The organism is Streptomyces venezuelae (assembly GCF_008642295.1).
Lineage (GTDB): Bacteria > Actinomycetota > Actinomycetes > Streptomycetales > Streptomycetaceae > Streptomyces > Streptomyces venezuelae_C.
This window is the reverse complement of sequence record NZ_CP029190.1, coordinates 6,967,197-6,982,655: the sequence shown is the minus strand read 5'-3', so window position 1 is coordinate 6,982,655 and position 15,459 is coordinate 6,967,197. Positions and strand designations below refer to the sequence as shown.

Here is a 15,459-nt window from a genome sequence, read left to right as displayed (position 1 = left end):
TGAAGGACCTTAGCGAACAATCCGGTCCCGGCACCTGCTTCCGAGCGAGCTTATTGAGTGGATCCGCCTCCGGTGGATTCCTACAGTGGGGCATCTCTTACAGGAACGGGTCGGGTCAGATCACCATGCGTACGCACTATCCCCGGACTCCGCATCTGCCCTGGTCGCCGGGGGCTTCCTCGGACGACGTGCGCAGCACCGGGCTCGCCGGGCTGGCCGGATGCGAGATCGTGGTCACCGAGAAGCTCGACGGGGAGAACACCACTCTGTACGCGGACGGGCTGCATGCCCGTTCCCTGGACTCCGGCCACCATCCGTCGCGGGCCTGGGTGAAGGGCTTGCAGGGGCGCATCGGGGCCGGGATCCCGCGGGGCTGGCGGGTGTGCGGGGAGAACCTGTACGCCCGGCACTCCCTGGCGTACGAGGACCTGGACAGCTGGTTCTACGGGTTCTCGGTCTGGGACGACACCGGCCGCTGCCTGGACTGGGACTCCACCGTCACCTTCCTGCGCCGGCTGGGGGTGCCGGTCCCGCGGGTGCTGTGGCGGGGCGTGTTCGACGAGCGGGCGCTGCGCCGGCTGCGGCTGGACACCACCCGCTGCGAGGGGTACGTGGTCCGGACCGTCGAGGGCTTCGGGCAGGCCGAGTTCGGGGCCCGGGTGGCCAAGTGGGTACGGGCCGGGCACGTGGTGACCGACACCCACTGGATGCATGCAGCCGTGGTGGCGAACGGGCGGGGCCCGGCCGCCGCACTGTGGGACGTCCGGTCGGGGGCGGACCCCGACCCGGCGGCGCTGCTCGCGGCGGCGGGGGTGGCCGGGGCCCGGCCGGCGGACGGCCCGGCGGATGACGGTGCGGATGGCCCGGCCGATGACGGAGCGGATGGCCCGGCGGATCACGACGTGGCGCCGGCCGGGGAGGCCGTCGCAGCCGCCGTGCAGGAGGTCACCGGCCGGCTGGGGCTGCTCCGGGCGACCGGGGACGCCCGGCTGGCCGGCATCCTCGCGGCTGCCCTGCACGGCACCCGCCGGACCGGGCTGACGGCGCGGCTCTCCGTCCCGCTGGGGCTGCCGCTCGCCCGCCGGATCGCCGACCTGGTCGGCCTGCATCCGCTGCTGCACCTCCCGTTCCCCGACGAGGCGCGGCGGTCCGGGCTGCTGCGGCTGGCCTCCGCCGCCGATCCCGGCCTGCTGCACGCGGTGTCCGCCGCCGCCCTGGCCGGGCGTACCGGCCCGGAGGCCGCCGAGGCGCGCGCCAACCTGGAGTGGTCCGAGCTGTACGCCGAGGACGCGGGGCTGCTGGCCGGCCCGCCGCTGGAGCCGCTGCGCGCCGGACTGCGCGAGGCCCTGGCCGGGCTGGACCCCGAGGCCGCCGACCGGTGCTGGGCGGAGGCCCGGGAGGCGTACGCCCGGGGCCGGATCTCCACCGTGGCCGAGGCGGTCGCGGCGACCTGGCGGTGGCGGGACGGGGCGTTCCCCCGGCTGATCCAGCTGGTCGGCCCCTCGGGCAGCGGCAAGAGCACCGTGGCCCGCGCCCTGCCGGGCGTGGACGCGTACGTATCCATGGACGAGCTGCGCGCCGAGCGGGGGGACCGGGCGGACCAGCGGGCCAACGCGGAGGTGCTGCGGGCCGGTCTGGACCGGCTGGACAGCGCCCTGGCCGGCGGGGGCACAGTGGTGTGGGACGCCACCTCGCTGACCGACCGGCAGCGCGGGCCGGTGCTGGGCGTGGCCGAGCGGCACAACGCCCTGGTCACCCAGCTGGTGCTGGTGGTGGACGAGGAGGAACTGGTCCGGCGCAACGGCGTCCGGCCGCATCCGGTGCCCGCGGCGGTGCTGGCCGGGCAGCTGCGCCGGTTCGCTCCGCCGTATCCGGGGCGGGCGCACCGCACCTGGTACGCCGGACCGGACGGCAGGATCGAGGACCGGGCGGGCGGCCTGGACGAGTGCGGCGAATGGGCCGAGTGGGCCGAGTTGGGTGTGAGGAACTGATGCGGACCAGTGAGGAGATCTACCACCAGGTGCGCTGGGATCCGCGCCTGGACCCCGCGCGGTTCGTGCTCGGCCTGCTCCAGCGCGGGGCCGCACCGAAGCGGATTCCGCTGCCGGCGTTCGTCCCGGGCGGCGACATCCCCTGGCACCGGGTGCTGTTCGTCGAGGCGGACGGGGAACTGGTGTGGGACCGGAGCAGCGGGCTGGACCGGGTCGGGCTGTCGGAGGCCGGGCGGGTGCGGGAGCCGCGGCTGCTGCGGGCGCCGTTCTTCACGGCGCGGACCCCGTACGCCTGGGACGGCAGCCGGTGGGCTCCGGCGGCCGGCCCCGGGCCGGAGCCGCGGCCCGCGGGCGGTACCGGGGTGCGGCTGCTGACCTGGAACACGCTCTGGGACCGGTACGACGGTGAGCTGATCGACACCGCCCGGCGGCGGCCCCGGCTGCTGGCCGCGCTCGCGGCGGCCGGGGCGGAGGTGATCGCCCTGCAGGAGGTCGAACCGGAGCTGCTGGAGTCGCTGCTGGCGGCGGACTGGGTGCGCGCCGGATACACCCTGGGCACCGATCCGGGCAGCCGGGACGTGGACGACAGCGGGCTGCTGCTGCTCAGCCGGCTGCCGGTGCGGGAGGCCGGCTTCCATGAGCTGGGCCCGCACAAGGCGGTCACGGCCGTGGTGGTGGAGACGGCCGGCGGACCGCTGGTGGTGGCCGCCACCCATCTGTCGAGCGACCACTCGGAACGCGGCGGGGAACGGCGGGAGGCCGAACTGGCCCGGCTGGCCGAGGGGCTGGCCGGTGTCGGCGCTGTCGGCGGGGATCTCGTCCTGCTGGGCGACTTCAACGACGGCCGGGACGGCCGGGAGGGTCCGGCCGCCGCGCTGGGGATGCGGGACGCGTGGACGGAGGCGTACGGTCCGGCGGACCGCACGCCGACCTTCGACCCCGGGGCCAATCCGCTGGCCGCGGTCTCCTCGCTGACCGGGCGGGCCGCGCGACTGGACCGGGTGCTGGTGCGGGGCGGCGGCCGGGTGGCGGGCGCGGGCCTGCTGGGGGACGTGCCGGAGGCAGACGGGCTGTTCATCTCGGACCACTACGGGGTACGGGCGGACCTGTCCTTCGGCCCGGCGGCCGACCCGGCCGGCCTACTGGAGGCACCGCCGACGCCCCGGACGGCGCTGGCCTGGCTGCCGCCCGAGGAGCTGTGGCCCGCGGTCCAGCGGATCCGGCGGGCCCACGACCCGCAGATCGACCGGTGGCCGCCGCATGTGAACCTGCTGTTCGGCTTTGTGCCGGAGGCGGAGTTCGAGCGGGCTGCGGAGCTGGTTTCGGCCGTGGCCGCCGGGACGCCGGCGTTCGAGGTGCGGCCGGGCGGGGTGCACAGCTTCGGGCACCGCGAGGACGCCACGGTCTGGCTGGACCCGGCCGGCGCCGGGGAGGCGCCCTGGCAGCAGCTGTACGCGGCACTGGCGGAGCGGTTCCCGCGCTGCCGGGGCCGGGCCGCGGGCTTCACCCCGCACCTGTCGCTGGGCCGTACGCCGGACCCGCAGCGGCTTGTGGCGGAGTGCGCCGGGGTGTCGGCCGGGCTGCCGGCCACCCGGCTCGGGGAGCTGGCCCTGCTGTCGCGGCGCGGTGCGGAGCCGATGCGGGTACGGGCCACGGTGGCGCTGGGCTCCGGGGAGGTCCGCTGGGTGCCGGAGCCGGCACCGACCGGGGCGGTCGAGGCGGGCGGACCGGGCTTCGCCGAGGCGGTGGCGGAGCGGGTGGCCGCCGCGCTGGGCGGAGAGGCGGTGCTGGAGACGGCCGGGTCGCGGCGGATGGGCTGCGCGCTGCCCGGCGCGGATCTGGACCTGGTCGCGGTGCTGCCCGGCGAGGCCGGGCCGGCGGCTGCCGAGGCCCGGATCGCCGCCGCCCTGCCGGAGGCGGCGCGGCTTCGCCGGGTGCAGGGTGCCCGGGTGCCGGGGCTGCGGTTCGCGGTGGGCGGACTGGCGGTGGATCTGGTGCTGGTGGGCGCCGGGATGGTGCCCCCGGCCGGGGCGGTGGCCCGGCGGGCCGAGCTGGGCGAGACCGCGGCGGTCGCGCTGAGCGCGGTCTCCGACGCGGACGCCGTGCGGGCGGCGGTCGCCGGCCGGACGGCGGCCTTCGAGGCCCTGGCCCGGCAGGTGAAGGCCTGGGCCCGCGCCCGCGGCCTGGACTCGGCCCCGCACGGCGGCCTGCCCGGGCTCGCCTGGGCGGTGCTGGCGGCGCGCGTGGTGGCCGGGGCGGAGGAGCCGGACGAGTCCGAACCGGAGGGTCTGCTGCGGGAGTTCTTCGCGACCTGGGCGGCCTGGGACTGGCGGCAGCCGGTCGCCCTGCACGGCACGGCGGAAGCGGAACCGGAGGACGGGCCGGTGGTCGTGCTGACCCCGTCCGCACCGGTGCGGAGTTGCACCGGCCAGGTGTCTGCCGGGTTCCGGGACCTGCTGGTCCGGGAGCTGTACCAGGCCTGGGAGACCCTGGAGGGCGGCGGCTCCGCGGAGGCGCTGCTGTCGCCTCCGCCGCTGCACCGGCGGCACACGGCCTGGGCGCTGGTGACCGTACGGGCGTACGGGCCGGTGGAGTTCGAGGAGACCCTGGGCCGGGTGCGGGGCCGGATGCGGGCCCTGCTCGGCGCGCTGGAGGCCTCGGGCGCGCCCGACGCGCACGCCTGGCCGCGCCCGTACCGCAGCGGACCCGCCTCGGCCTGCTTCGCGATCGGCCTCGGCCGCACCCCGCCGCCGGCTGCGGCCCTGGCGGCCCTCGGCGAGGCATGGGCCCGCGACCTGCCCGGAGTCGAACTCACCCGCTCGGACGGCGGCACCCTCCCGACCCTCGGCTGACCACCTCCGCCGCCGGGGCGGATGTGCGGGGTGGGAAGATGGACACATGCACGACGTCACCCGGCTGTGGCCGGTCGTCGCCTCCACCGAGGCCGACTGGCTCGCCGAGCTCTGCGAGGACGACGGAATACTCGGCTTCCCCGTCCCCGGGCGGCCCGACGCCGCCTGGGTGCTCAACCCCATGTACGAGAGCGAGCTCGGGCCCGGGGTGGTCTCGCACGACGAGCTGCTGCGGGCCGATATCGCCGCCGGGGACATCGAGGTGCCGAGCGGCGTGGGCGGTGTGGACTTCAGCCAGTCCCCGGTGGGCGTCGCCACCGGCGGCGGGCTCGGCCGGGCCGAGCACCCCGGCCCGGGATGGCGGCGGCTGCGCTGGGCCGAGCTGGCCGAGCGGACCGGGGACCCGGTGGTGGCCGAGGGCCAGTCACCTTCGTACCTCAGCGCACCCGACGGCAGGCTCGCCGACCGCAGCTGGCCGGTCGGCATCAGGCCGCCCACCGAGGGTTCCCTGGACCGGGAGACCTGGAACCGGCTGATACGGATCCTCACCGACTTCGCCCCGGACGGCCCCGACACCCGCTGCTTCGCCTACTTCTGCCCGATCCTGACCCAGGACTGGGACGACCTCCGCGCCTACCGCGTGGTCGGCGGGCGGCTCGGTGACGCACTCGCCCTGTACGACTACCCCGGGATGACGGCCAGCCCCTCCAACCTCTGGGCGGCCGAACGCTCCTGGGTCACCTACACCGACCAGGACCTGTGGGGCACCAAGGTCGCCGGCCCGCCCGAGCTCGTCCGGCGCCTGGTCGAGGACACCGAGATCGAGGCCGTCCGGCTGCCCTGGGACACCTGAGTCCCCCGCCCCCCGGCGCGCACGGCGGCGGGCCGGGCTGATATTCCTGGAGGGGTGACCGGAGACATCGCACCCACGCCGCACACCCCCGACGCCGAGCGCCGCACCGACATGATCGAGTCGCTGATGGCGCGCTTCCCACAGGTACCACGGGAAGCGGTGATCAAGGAGGACCTGCTCCGCGGGGGCATCGCCTTCGACGAATCCGCGCTCAGCGACAACGAGGCGGGCGACGTCAAGCCCAAGTCGTACTTCATCTTCTCCTTCGACCACCGCACCCTGCCCGAACTGGGCGCCGCGGCCCTGCGCCGCCCGCCGGAGGAGATCGTGCTCACCGGCGGCCCGTACGGCCTGCGCCGCACCGTGGTGTCCGTCCGGGTGAACCCCGCCTCCCCGTACCGGGTCGCGGCGGGCGAGGACGGCATGCTCGGGCTGTGGCTGGACGGCGTACGGATCGCCGATGTCGGGCTGCCGCCGATGCCGGAGTACTACCGGCACAAGCTGTCCAACGGGAAGTCCGTGATGGAGGTGGCCCCCACCATCCAGTGGGGCTACCTGATCTACCTGACGGTGTTCCGGGTCTGCCAGTACTTCGGCGCCAAGCAGGAGTGCCAGTACTGCGACATCAACCACAACTGGCGCCAGCACAAGGCGGCCGGCCGCCCCTACACCGGGGTCAAGCAGCTCGACGAGATCCTCGAGGCCCTGGAGATCATCGACAGGTACGACACCGCCAAGGCGTCCAAGGCCTACACGCTGACCGGCGGGGCCATCACCTCCCAGGTCGGCGGCAAGGACGAGGCCGATTTCTACGGCCAGTACGCGAAGGCCATCGAGGAGCGGTTCCCGGGCCGGTGGACCGGCAAGGTGGTCGCGCAGGCGCTGCCCCGCGAGGACGTCCAGCGCTTCTACGACTACGGGGTGCGGATCTACCACCCCAACTACGAGGTGTGGGACAAGCGCCTGTTCGAGCTGTACTGCCCGGGGAAGGAGCAGTACATCGGACGTGACGAATGGCACCGGCGGATCCTGGAGTCCGCCGAGGTGTTCGGCGCGCGCAATGTGATCCCCAACTTCGTCGCGGGCGTGGAGATGGCCGAGCCGTTCGGTTTCCGGTCGGTGGACGAGGCGATCGAGTCGACCACCGAGGGCCTGCGGTACTTCATGTCGCACGGGATCACCCCGCGGTTCACCACCTGGTGCCCGGAGCCCACCACCCCGCTGGGCAAGGCCAATCCGCAGGGTGCTCCGCTGGAGTACCACATCCGGCTGCTGGAGTCGTACCGGGCGACGATGGAGGAGTTCGGCCTGAGCTCCCCGCCCGGCTACGGCCCGGCCGGTCCGGGCCGGGCCGTGTTCTCGGTGAGCTCCTTCATGGACAGCCTGCCGGCGAACGACGAGTGAGACCTCGCTCCGCTCACTCGTATCTCACTCGTATTCGGTGCCGCCCTTGCGGGTGAGGTAGGCCGGGCTGACCGCCTTGGCGATGGCCCGGCCGCCGGTCACCGGGCTGTACCGCTCGGTGGCCGGACGGATGACCACGCCCTCGCGCAGGTGTTCCTCCCGGCCGGAGACCGTCTCCCGGCCGGTGGTCAGCTCCAGCACCGTGCCGAGCTCGTACGGTCCCTCGTACAACCGGGGTACCAGGGGCAGTTCGCCGTCGAGCAGCGCGGCCGGGTCCAGCCAGCGGACCTGGCCGTCGATCTCGGCGGACACGTCGAAGACGGCGTAGCCGGGTCCGGTGGTGCGGGCGTCCGACCCGTACGCCAGGTCCTGGACGCCGGCCCCGAAGACCTCGCCGAAGACCCCGACCCGGGTGGCGCCGAGCCGGGCCGCGAGCCGGGCGGCGGCCTCCGGGACCCCGTGGGCGCGGACGGCCCGCCAGTACAGGTTGCGCTCCTCCTCCTTCAGGGCCAGGCCCTTCCCCCCGAAGCCCTTGGAGGAGACCAGGACGCGCCCCTCCGCGGCGAGGTAGGTCAGCAGGCAGGCCGTACCGTGCAGCTTCTCGGTCAGGACCACCGGCTCGCCGGGCTCGAAGATGTGCGGATAGCGCTGCAGGTTCTCGATGTCGACCCAGGGCAGCAGATCGGGGGCGGACTCCACGTCGCCGCTCATGGTGGTCGGAACCGGCGGCACCCATTTGGTGATGCCGAACTGCCCCGCGAAGTCGGTGCCCTCCTCGGCCGCCGCCTTCAGATCGGTGCCCTTGAGCGCGGCGGGCAGGCAGACCAGGCCCTGGGAGAGCTCCCCGCGCAGCCGGACCGCCTTGACCCGGTTGGCGGCGCTGCCGGCCAGCCGGCCGGTCAGGCCCAGCTCCTCGATCAACGCCTCGGGCAGCACGGCCTGTTCGGGTATGTACAGGGCGATGTCCCCGGTGCGGTACCGGCCCTTGGCGACAACGGCCCGGTAGAGGCCCACCTGGGCCAGTTCGAGGGCGTCGGCGTTGGGATGCTCGTGGACGGTCAGGACTTCGGCGGTGACTTTCAAGGTCGACATGGACTTCACCCTGGACCGTCGATTTTCGCTGGTCGACCGGTTTTCGACTCTGCTATGCCCTTCCCGGCCGGGTCATGAGCCGTAGAGGGCGGCCCGGGTGGCCGGGCCGAACACGCCCGCCGGGTCGCCGCGCAGACTGCGGTCGCGCTGGAGCTGGGCCACCCCCCGCTCGGTGTCCTCGTCGTAGCTGCCGGTGACGGACACATAGGTGAAGCCCTGTCCGAAGAGCGCCTCCTGAAGGGCCTCCACCTCGGGTCCGGTGGCACCCGGACGCAGGGTGCCACCGGACCGGTGCGGCCGGTCCGGCGACGGGGTGGGCTGCGCGGCCGGGGTCCGGCCGGTCGCGGGCGGGGACGTCGAGGGCGTCGGTGCCGACGGGGTCGCGGCCCGGGAGGCGGCCGGGCGGGAGGTGCCGGGGCCCGCGGTGGCCGGGGCCGTCGGGGCGGTGTCCGGGCCGCCCCCGCCCGGGAGTCCGGGGACGCGGCTCAGCGGCGGCTCCGCCGCCTTCGGCGGTACCGGCTCCTGGGACGGCAGCAGCAGGAGCAGTACGGCCGCCGCCGTGACGGCGGTCAGCCCGAGCAGCACCAGCGGCGTACGGGGGCGCCGGCGGGCGGCTACGGGGCCGGGGCCGGGGGCTGCCGTCGGCGGGACCGGCGGCCGTGCCGGGGCCGTTCCCGGCCCCGGCCCGGGGACGGGCGGTGGCCAGGCTCCCGCCGGGGCGGAGTGCCCCGGTCCGGCCGGTATGTAGGGGCGTACGAGCGGGCCGTCGTCGGCGACGGGGCCGCCCAGGTCACGAGGGTGGGACACGATGGGCTCCTGGCAGGCACGGGGGCCGGCGCGGCACTGCGCCCCGGGCTCCGGCGGCACTCTCGCGCACCCCGCAGTCCAGGTCAAACCCGCCTGCCGCCCCGGTCACCGGGCGCCGCCGTCCGGCCGGCCGGCGGCCCGGTCCCCGCCGGGCACGACGATCCCCGACTCGTAGGCCACGATGACCAGTTGGGCACGGTCGCGGACATCGAGCTTGCCCATGATCCGGCTGACGTGGGTCTTCGCGGTGAGCGGGCTCAGACCCAGGGTCTCGGCGATCTCGGTGTTGTTCTGGCCACGGGCGACCAGGGCCAGCACCTGCCGCTCACGGTCCGAGAGCCCGCCGAGGGCCGGGCCGGCGGCCGGTTCGGGCGGGCCCGGGGTGCGCAGCACCCGGGCGATCAGGCGGGCCGTCGGTCCCGGCGAGAGCAGCGCGTCCCCGGCGGCCACGGTACGGATCGCGGCCAGCAGGTCGGCCGGTTCGGTGTCCTTGACCAGGAAGCCGGAGGCCCCGGCGCGCAGCGCCTCCAGGACGTGTTCGTCGGTGTCGTACGTGGTGAGGACCAGCACCCGGACGCCGGCCAGGTCCTCGTCCGCGGCGATCCGGCGGGTCGCCTCGATGCCGTCCATCTCCGGCATCCGGATGTCCATCACCACCACATCGGCCCGTGCCGAGCGGGCCAGGGCCACCGCCTCGGCCCCGGTGCCCGCCTGCCCGACCACCTCCATTCCGGGGGCCGAGTCGAGGAGCATCGCGAAGGCGGCCCGGACCAGCGCCTGATCGTCCGCCAGCAGCACCCTGATGCCCGTCATGTCACCGTCTCCTCGTCCTGTGCCCGCCGTGCGGTCTGCCCACGGTCCCCGGCCCCGTACAGCGGCAGGACCGCCTCCACCGTGAAGCCGCCGTCCGGGCCGGGTCCGGCCGTCAGCGTTCCGCCCGTGCTGCGCGCCCGTTCGCGCATCCCGATGATGCCGAAGCCGGGCGGGCCGCTCTGCGGCCGGGGGCCGGGGCCGTCGTCGGCGATGCCGACCCGCAGCTCCCGGCCGTCGGCCAGCGGCTCCACCACCACCGCGATCCCGACGGCCGGTCCGGCGTGCCGCACCGCGTTGGTCAGGGCTTCCTGCACGATGCGGTACGCCGCCGCGCCGACGGCCGGGGGCGGCCCCGACGGCGGGGTGCGGAGGGTGAGCGCGACCCGGGCCCCCGCCGTCTCGGCGGCCCGCACCAGGGAGGGCACGGCGTCCAGGCCGGGCAGCGGGCCGTCCGCGCCGGCCGGCGGGGACGGGCTGCCGCTGTCGGCCCGCAGCACCTCCAGGGTGCCTCGGAGTTCGGTCCGGGCCTCCCGGCAGGTGGCGCTGATGTCGGCGAGGGCCTGGGCGACGGCCTCCCGGTCCAGCCGGTCGGGGTCGGCCCGCAGGACGTGCGCGGCCACCGAGGTCTGCACCCCGATCAGGGTGATGCTGTGCGCCAACAGGTCGTGCAGGTCGCGGGCGATCCGCAGGCGCTCCTCCGCGACCCGGCGGGCGGCCTCCTCCTCGCGGGTGCGTTCGGCCCGTTCGGCGCGTTCCACCAGTGTGGCCACGTACCGCCGGTAGATCCGGATGTCCTGGCCGAGGAAGAGAATGGCCAGGATCCAGCCGCAGACCTCCAGGATCTCCCGGCCCGAGTCCATGTGTCCGGCCAGCATCAGGGCGAGTGCCACGGCCACGCCGGCCAGGCCGGTGAGGACGGTCCGCAGCATCGAGCCGGTGGCCCCGACGGTCCACAGGGCGATGACGGACTGGGCCACCGGTCCCTGGTCCGGGTTGTCGAGGATGTGGTACGGGCCTTCGAAGGCGGCGACGGCCAACAGGGTGAGCAGGGGCGCGCGGCGCCGCCAGGCGAGCGGCACGGCAGCCGCCACCAGCAGGGCCAGGCCCAGGGCGTCGGGTTCCCGGCCGCCGTTCAGGGTGAGGGCGATCAGGAGCGAGAGCGCACCGGCGCCCACGGCGAGGAGGGCGTCGGTGCGCTGCCGGCGGGGCGCCGACACCGGGTCGCGGTGGACGGCTGCCAGCACGCGTTCGGCCCAGCCGCCCGTTCGTGTGGTCGCGGGCACCCGCACATTGTCGATCACGGGAATTTCAGGGCACCTTGAGGGGGTCCGGGGTGCCCTGGGTTCCCGGTGTGGCCTGCGTGCCCCCGGCGGCGGGTTGCAGCGGTGGCCGGCCGAGCGGTCCGGGCCACCACACCTTCCGGCCCAGCGCCACACTGGCCGCGGTGACGAGGTAGGTGCGGACCAGGAAGGTGTCGAGGAGCACGCCGACCGCGATGAAGAAGCCCATCTCGGCCAGGGCCACCATCGGCATGCTCAGCAGGACGCCGAAGGTGGCGGCGAGCACCAGTCCGGCGGAGGCGATCACCCCGCCGGTGGTGTGGAGGGCGGTGAGGGCGGCGGCGGCCGGCTCCGCTCCGGCCAGGGACTCCTCGCGCATCCGGTGCATGAGGAAGATGCCGTAGTCGACGCCGAGGGCGACCAGGAACACGAAGGACAGCAGCGGCAGCCCGGGATCGGTGCCCTCGAAGCCGAACAGCGGCCCGAAGACCAGGCCGCCGATGCCGAGGGAGGCTGCCCAGACCGCGATCACGGCGGCGACCAGCAGCAGCGGGGCGACCAGGCTGCGGAGCAGGACGATCAGGATGAGCAGGACGGACAGCACGACCAGCGGCACCACCCGGCGCAGGTCGGCGTTGTTGGAAACCTCCATGTCGAGCTGTTGGGCGCTCGGTCCGCCGACATGGCCGCCCAGCCCGTCCAGGGTGGCGCGCAGGGCCTTGATGGTGGTCCGTTCGCCGGCGGACTCGGGCTGGTCCCGGGCGAGGACCGAGACCTCGGTCCAGCCGCCGGCGCTGCGCCCGGGTTCGGCGGACACCACCCGGGCGGTCCCGCGGATCCGGGCCAGGGCGGTGTCCGCCGTCTTCGTGGGCACGACGACGTCGAGGGGCCGGCTGCTCTGGCCGGGGAAGCTGCGGGTGAGGATGGTCTGCGCGGTGACCGATTCCGGGGTGGTGACGTAGCTGTCCTCCTGCTTGAGGGGGCCGGGCAGGTTGAGGGAGCCGAGGGCGAGGGCCCCGAGGACGGCGGCCCCGGTGAGCAGGACGGTGACGGGGCGGCGGCCCGCCGAGCTGCCCATCGCGGCGAACAGCGAACGGCGTACCCGCGGTTCGCTCCCGTACGCGGGGACGAGCGGCCAGAACACCCGCCGGCCGAGCAGGACCAGCAGGGCGGGCAGCAGGGTGGTCATGGCGACGAGGGCGCACAGCACGCCCACGGCGGCGATCGGGCCCATGCCGCGGCTGCTGTTGAGGTCGGCGACCAGCAGGCAGAGCAGGCCGGCGGCGACGGTGCCGGAGGAGGCGAGGACGGCGGGGCCGCAGCCGCGGAGGGCGGCGGTCATGGCCTGGTACGGGCGCTCGTGGCGGCGGAGTTCCTCGCGGTAGCGGGCGACCAGCAGCAGGGCGTAGTCGGTGCCGGCGCCGAAGACCAGGATGGCCATGACGGCGGTGCTCTGGCCGGTGACGGTGAGACCGAAGCCCTGGTGGAGGGCGTAGACGGTGGCGTTGGCCAGGAAGTTGGCGGCGCCCGCGGCGAACAGCGGGACCATCCACAGCAGCGGGCTCCGGTAGATCAGGACGAGCAGGACGGCGACGACGGTGACCGTGGTCCAGAGCAGCGGGCCGTCCAGGCTTTCGAAGACCTCGTCGGCGTCGGTGGCGGCGGCGGCCGGCCCGCCGACCTCGGCGGTCAGTCCGTCACCGCCGCGGACGGTCTCCCGTATCCGTTCGACGTATGCGACCCGGGCGGGCCCGTCGGGGTCCACCTCGGTGGTGGAGACCGGGTACATGAGGGTGCTGCCGTCCGGCGAGGGCACGGCCTCCGGGCGGGTGGTGAGGCGGTGTTCGCCGGCGATCCGGTCGCGCTGTGCGTCGGCCTCGGCGCGGTCGGCGGCGGTGAGCCCGCCCTCGCGGTGGTAGACGAGGACGAGATCGGTGGAGCCGCCGCCGGGCAGGGTCTCCTGGATGCGGGCGACCTGGGTGGAATCGGCGTTGGCCGGCAGGTAGTCGACCACCCGGTTCCGGGTGACGTCGGCGAGTTCGCCGGAGAACGGCAGGGCGACGGCGAGCACCACCACCCAGAGTGCGAGCACCCCCCATACCCGGGACCGGCCTTGTTTCACTGCGGCCCTCATACGGGCCTCCCTCCTGGCAGCTGACTGGTGTGCTTCCAGCCAACCGTCCGCGGGGGCCGGGTTCGTGGGGCGCAGGGGGGATATCGGGGCTGCTCCGGGGGGTGGCGGGGGACGGCCGGTGAGCCGCCGGGAGTACTCCCGGCGGAGTACGGGCGCGATGGCCGGCGGCCGGCGCGGCGGCGGTGCCGGCGCCGTGGCCGGCCGCGGCAGCAGTGTTGTGGCCGACGGCCAGCGCAGCAGCGGTGCCGGCACCGTGACCGGCGGCCGGCGCGGCAGCGGTGCCGTGGCCGACGGCCCGCGCGGCAGCAGTGCCGTGGCCGACGGCCCGCGCGGCAGCAGTGCCGTGGCCGACGGCCCGCGGCAGCAGTGCCGTGGCCGACGGCCCGCGCGGCAGCAGTGCCGTGGCCGACGGCCCGCGCGGCAGCAGTGCCGTGGCCGACGGCCCGCGCGGCAGCAGTGCCGTGGCCGACGGCCCGCGCGGCAGCAGTGCCGTGGCCGACGGCCCGCGCGGCAGCAGTGCCGTGGCCGACGGCCCGCGCGGCAGCAGTGCCGTGCGGCCCGCGGCACGTGCCCGACGCCCGCGCGGCAGCAGTGCCGTGGCCGACGGCCCGCGCGGCAGCAGTGCCGTGGCCGACGGCCCGCGCGGCAGCAGTGCCGTGGCCGACGGCCCGCGCGGCAGCAGTGCCGTGGCCGACGGCCCGCGCGGCAGCAGTGCCGTGGCCGACGGCCCGCGCGGCAGCAGTGCCGTGGCCGACGGCCCGCGCGGCAGCAGTGCCGTGGCCGACGGCCCGCGCGGCAGCAGTGCCGTGGCCGACGGCCCGCGCGGCAGCAGTGCCGGTGCCGGCGGCCGTCAGCCCGCGGGCCGTCACCCACACGGGTGATCGACAACGGCACCGGCGGCCCTGGGTGCGGCGCGGCGGCATGGTGGACCGATGCAGTTGCACCGGGCCGTCCGCCTGTCCCTCTCCCTCGCCGCACTCCTGGCGAGCGCGGGGTGTGTCTCCGTCGCCCCGGCGGGCCCGGCGGCCGGAAGCACGGCCCCGGCATCCGGTCCCGCGCCGGCCGGGGTACCGGTACCGGCCTCCCCCACGGCGGAGCCGGCCCTCCCGCTGGGCCGGCTGCCGCACCCCGGGCCGGCCGGGCGGCCGGGGCCGGCCCGCGCAGAGCCGCCCGTACCGGAGGCCCCCGCCCCGGCTGCGCCGCCGGCCGCCCGCCGGGCCGCGAAGCCGGCCAAGCCCCGCACGGCGCGCCCGCACCGGCCGCGCCCGCGCCCGGCCCCGCCGGCCCCGGGGACCGCCTACGGCATGGACGACCTCTGTGCCGCCGCCGAGGCGGCGGTCCCGCCGTCGGTGGTCGACCTGTGCGTGGGCCAGTACGGCCGCTGACGCCCGGGGCGCCGGCGGCCCGGGCGGACCGCGGGCCGGACCCGGCGCACCGTGTCCCGGCCCCGCCGGCGCAGTTCGGCCGGTACCATCCGGGCCCGCTGGCCGCCGCCCGCGATCAGCGCGTTCACCGGGGTCATCGGGTCCCCGGCCACGGCCTTGGCGAGCAGGACACCGACCACCAGCGGCACCAGGGCCGTGGCCAGGGCCTGGCCGGCCAGGGTGACGTGCTGGACGTGCGGGTGCCGGCGGGCTGCGGAGATCATGGTTCCCATTCGACCGGCGGGCGCCCGGCCGGACATCGGAGCAGGTACTCAGACGGCCGGGCCCCCATACTCAGATCCTCGGGACGGGGGTGGTGGACGATGACGGCAGCGGCGGGAAACGGGCCCTTCGAGGCCGCCACGGGTGACGGACCGGCGCCTGCGCCGGAGGCGGTCGGCCGGCGCGCACAGGAGGTGCGGACCGCCTTCGAAGGGCTGTTGCAGATCCGCCGGGTCCTGGCGGCCGACGGTCCGGCCGGCTGGGAGCGGGAGCAGCCGCTGCGCGCGGTCGCGGTGGCCCTGGAGGCGGCGGGCCTCCCGCCGTCGGCCGTCGACCCGGTGACCGGCGCCCGCCTGGCCACCGGGTATGTGGCCACCCCCGGAGACGGCCCCGGGCTGGTCCGGGTGACCTGGTCCGGTCCGGCGGGCAGCCGGGCCGCCGAACAGGAGGAGCGGCAACTGGCCGCCTGCGCCGAGGTGCTGGAGCACCTGGGCTGGCACACCCTGCTCTACCGCGGCCCGCGCCGGCGCCGCTTCCTGGAGGTCGAGCCGCCGCCGGGCTGACCCCGGGCCGGCCGACTGCCCTGT

General features: G+C 75.9%; 13 protein-coding genes. 7 read left to right on the top strand and 6 right to left on the bottom strand.

Features of this window, described 5'->3' with window-relative positions:
- Positions 1 to 125 precede the first annotated feature (125 nt).
- From DEJ50_RS31200 to DEJ50_RS31185, 4 genes are all read left to right on the top strand, one after another.
- Entirely contained in the window at positions 126 to 1,991 is a 1,866-nt protein-coding gene (locus DEJ50_RS31200) for an RNA ligase family protein (RefSeq protein ID WP_150211402.1), read from the top strand.
- The gene (locus DEJ50_RS31195; protein ID WP_150211401.1) at positions 1,991 to 4,843 is read left to right on the top strand and encodes a poly(A) polymerase; all 2,853 of its coding nucleotides are present in this window, start codon (positions 1,991 to 1,993) and stop codon (positions 4,841 to 4,843) included. Before DEJ50_RS31200 ends, DEJ50_RS31195 begins: the two co-directional genes overlap by 1 nt.
- A gap of 46 nt (positions 4,844 to 4,889) precedes the next feature.
- Positions 4,890 to 5,696: a hypothetical protein gene (locus tag DEJ50_RS31190; RefSeq protein ID WP_150211400.1), complete on the top strand. Its 807-nt coding sequence runs from the start codon at positions 4,890 to 4,892 to the stop codon at positions 5,694 to 5,696.
- A 111-nt stretch (positions 5,697 to 5,807) separates the two neighbouring features.
- The gene (locus DEJ50_RS31185) at positions 5,808 to 7,100 is read left to right on the top strand and encodes a radical SAM protein (protein ID WP_150212471.1); all 1,293 of its coding nucleotides are present in this window, start codon (positions 5,808 to 5,810) and stop codon (positions 7,098 to 7,100) included.
- Between the two features lie 24 nt (positions 7,101 to 7,124).
- On the opposite strand, the gene DEJ50_RS31180 is transcribed toward DEJ50_RS31185, so the two are convergent.
- The 5 genes from DEJ50_RS31180 to DEJ50_RS31160 form a co-directional block, all read right to left on the bottom strand.
- Positions 7,125 to 8,192 (bottom strand): RNA ligase (ATP), encoded by a 1,068-nt coding sequence (locus DEJ50_RS31180; protein WP_150211399.1) that lies wholly within the window; start codon positions 8,190 to 8,192, stop codon positions 7,125 to 7,127.
- A 72-nt stretch (positions 8,193 to 8,264) separates the two neighbouring features.
- A complete protein-coding gene (locus DEJ50_RS31175) occupies positions 8,265 to 8,999 on the bottom strand; it encodes a peptidoglycan-binding protein (protein ID WP_150211398.1) in 735 nt (244 codons plus the stop codon).
- A gap of 105 nt (positions 9,000 to 9,104) precedes the next feature.
- A complete protein-coding gene (locus tag DEJ50_RS31170; RefSeq protein ID WP_150211397.1) occupies positions 9,105 to 9,812 on the bottom strand; it encodes a response regulator transcription factor in 708 nt (235 codons plus the stop codon).
- Complete coding sequence (locus tag DEJ50_RS31165) at positions 9,809 to 11,113, bottom strand: sensor histidine kinase (RefSeq protein WP_223837980.1); 1,305 nt, start codon at positions 11,111 to 11,113, stop codon at positions 9,809 to 9,811. Before DEJ50_RS31165 ends, DEJ50_RS31170 begins: the two co-directional genes overlap by 4 nt.
- Before the next feature lie 7 nt (positions 11,114 to 11,120).
- A complete protein-coding gene (locus DEJ50_RS31160) occupies positions 11,121 to 13,226 on the bottom strand; it encodes an MMPL family transporter (protein WP_150211396.1) in 2,106 nt (701 codons plus the stop codon).
- 278 nt (positions 13,227 to 13,504) lie between these two features.
- Between DEJ50_RS31160 and DEJ50_RS31155 the strand changes: the two genes are divergently transcribed.
- Positions 13,505 to 14,107, top strand: coding sequence for a hypothetical protein (locus DEJ50_RS31155; RefSeq protein WP_150211395.1), 603 nt, complete (start codon positions 13,505 to 13,507; stop codon positions 14,105 to 14,107).
- Positions 14,108 to 14,158: 51 nt separating this feature from the next.
- Positions 14,159 to 14,611 (top strand): hypothetical protein, encoded by a 453-nt coding sequence (locus DEJ50_RS35335; protein ID WP_150211394.1) that lies wholly within the window; start codon positions 14,159 to 14,161, stop codon positions 14,609 to 14,611.
- Here the strand turns inward: DEJ50_RS35335 and DEJ50_RS31145 are convergent.
- Positions 14,524 to 14,874 carry a hypothetical protein gene (locus DEJ50_RS31145; RefSeq protein WP_223837979.1) on the bottom strand — a complete coding sequence of 117 codons (351 nt, stop codon included), beginning with the start codon at positions 14,872 to 14,874 and terminating at the stop codon, positions 14,524 to 14,526. The genes DEJ50_RS35335 and DEJ50_RS31145 overlap by 88 nt on opposite strands.
- Before the next feature lie 99 nt (positions 14,875 to 14,973).
- Between DEJ50_RS31145 and DEJ50_RS31140 the strand changes: the two genes are divergently transcribed.
- Positions 14,974 to 15,435, top strand: a complete 462-nt coding sequence (locus DEJ50_RS31140; protein WP_150211393.1) for a hypothetical protein — start codon at positions 14,974 to 14,976, stop codon at positions 15,433 to 15,435.
- Positions 15,436 to 15,459 lie beyond the last annotated feature (24 nt).

Coding starts and splice junctions, on each gene's coding strand:
- DEJ50_RS31200 (WP_150211402.1), top strand. CDS start 126: ATGCGTACGCACTATCCCCGGACTCCGCATCTGCCCTGGTCGCCGGGG.
- DEJ50_RS31195 (WP_150211401.1), top strand. CDS start 1,991: ATGCGGACCAGTGAGGAGATCTACCACCAGGTGCGCTGGGATCCGCGC.
- DEJ50_RS31190 (WP_150211400.1), top strand. CDS start 4,890: ATGCACGACGTCACCCGGCTGTGGCCGGTCGTCGCCTCCACCGAGGCC.
- DEJ50_RS31185 (WP_150212471.1), top strand. CDS start 5,808: ATGATCGAGTCGCTGATGGCGCGCTTCCCACAGGTACCACGGGAAGCG.
- DEJ50_RS31180 (WP_150211399.1), bottom strand. CDS start 8,192: ATGTCGACCTTGAAAGTCACCGCCGAAGTCCTGACCGTCCACGAGCAT.
- DEJ50_RS31170 (WP_150211397.1), bottom strand. CDS start 9,812: ATGACGGGCATCAGGGTGCTGCTGGCGGACGATCAGGCGCTGGTCCGG.
- DEJ50_RS31160 (WP_150211396.1), bottom strand. CDS start 13,226: ATGAGGGCCGCAGTGAAACAAGGCCGGTCCCGGGTATGGGGGGTGCTC.
- DEJ50_RS35335 (WP_150211394.1), top strand. CDS start 14,159: ATGCAGTTGCACCGGGCCGTCCGCCTGTCCCTCTCCCTCGCCGCACTC.
- DEJ50_RS31145 (WP_223837979.1), bottom strand. CDS start 14,874: ATGATCTCCGCAGCCCGCCGGCACCCGCACGTCCAGCACGTCACCCTG.
- DEJ50_RS31140 (WP_150211393.1), top strand. CDS start 14,974: ATGACGGCAGCGGCGGGAAACGGGCCCTTCGAGGCCGCCACGGGTGAC.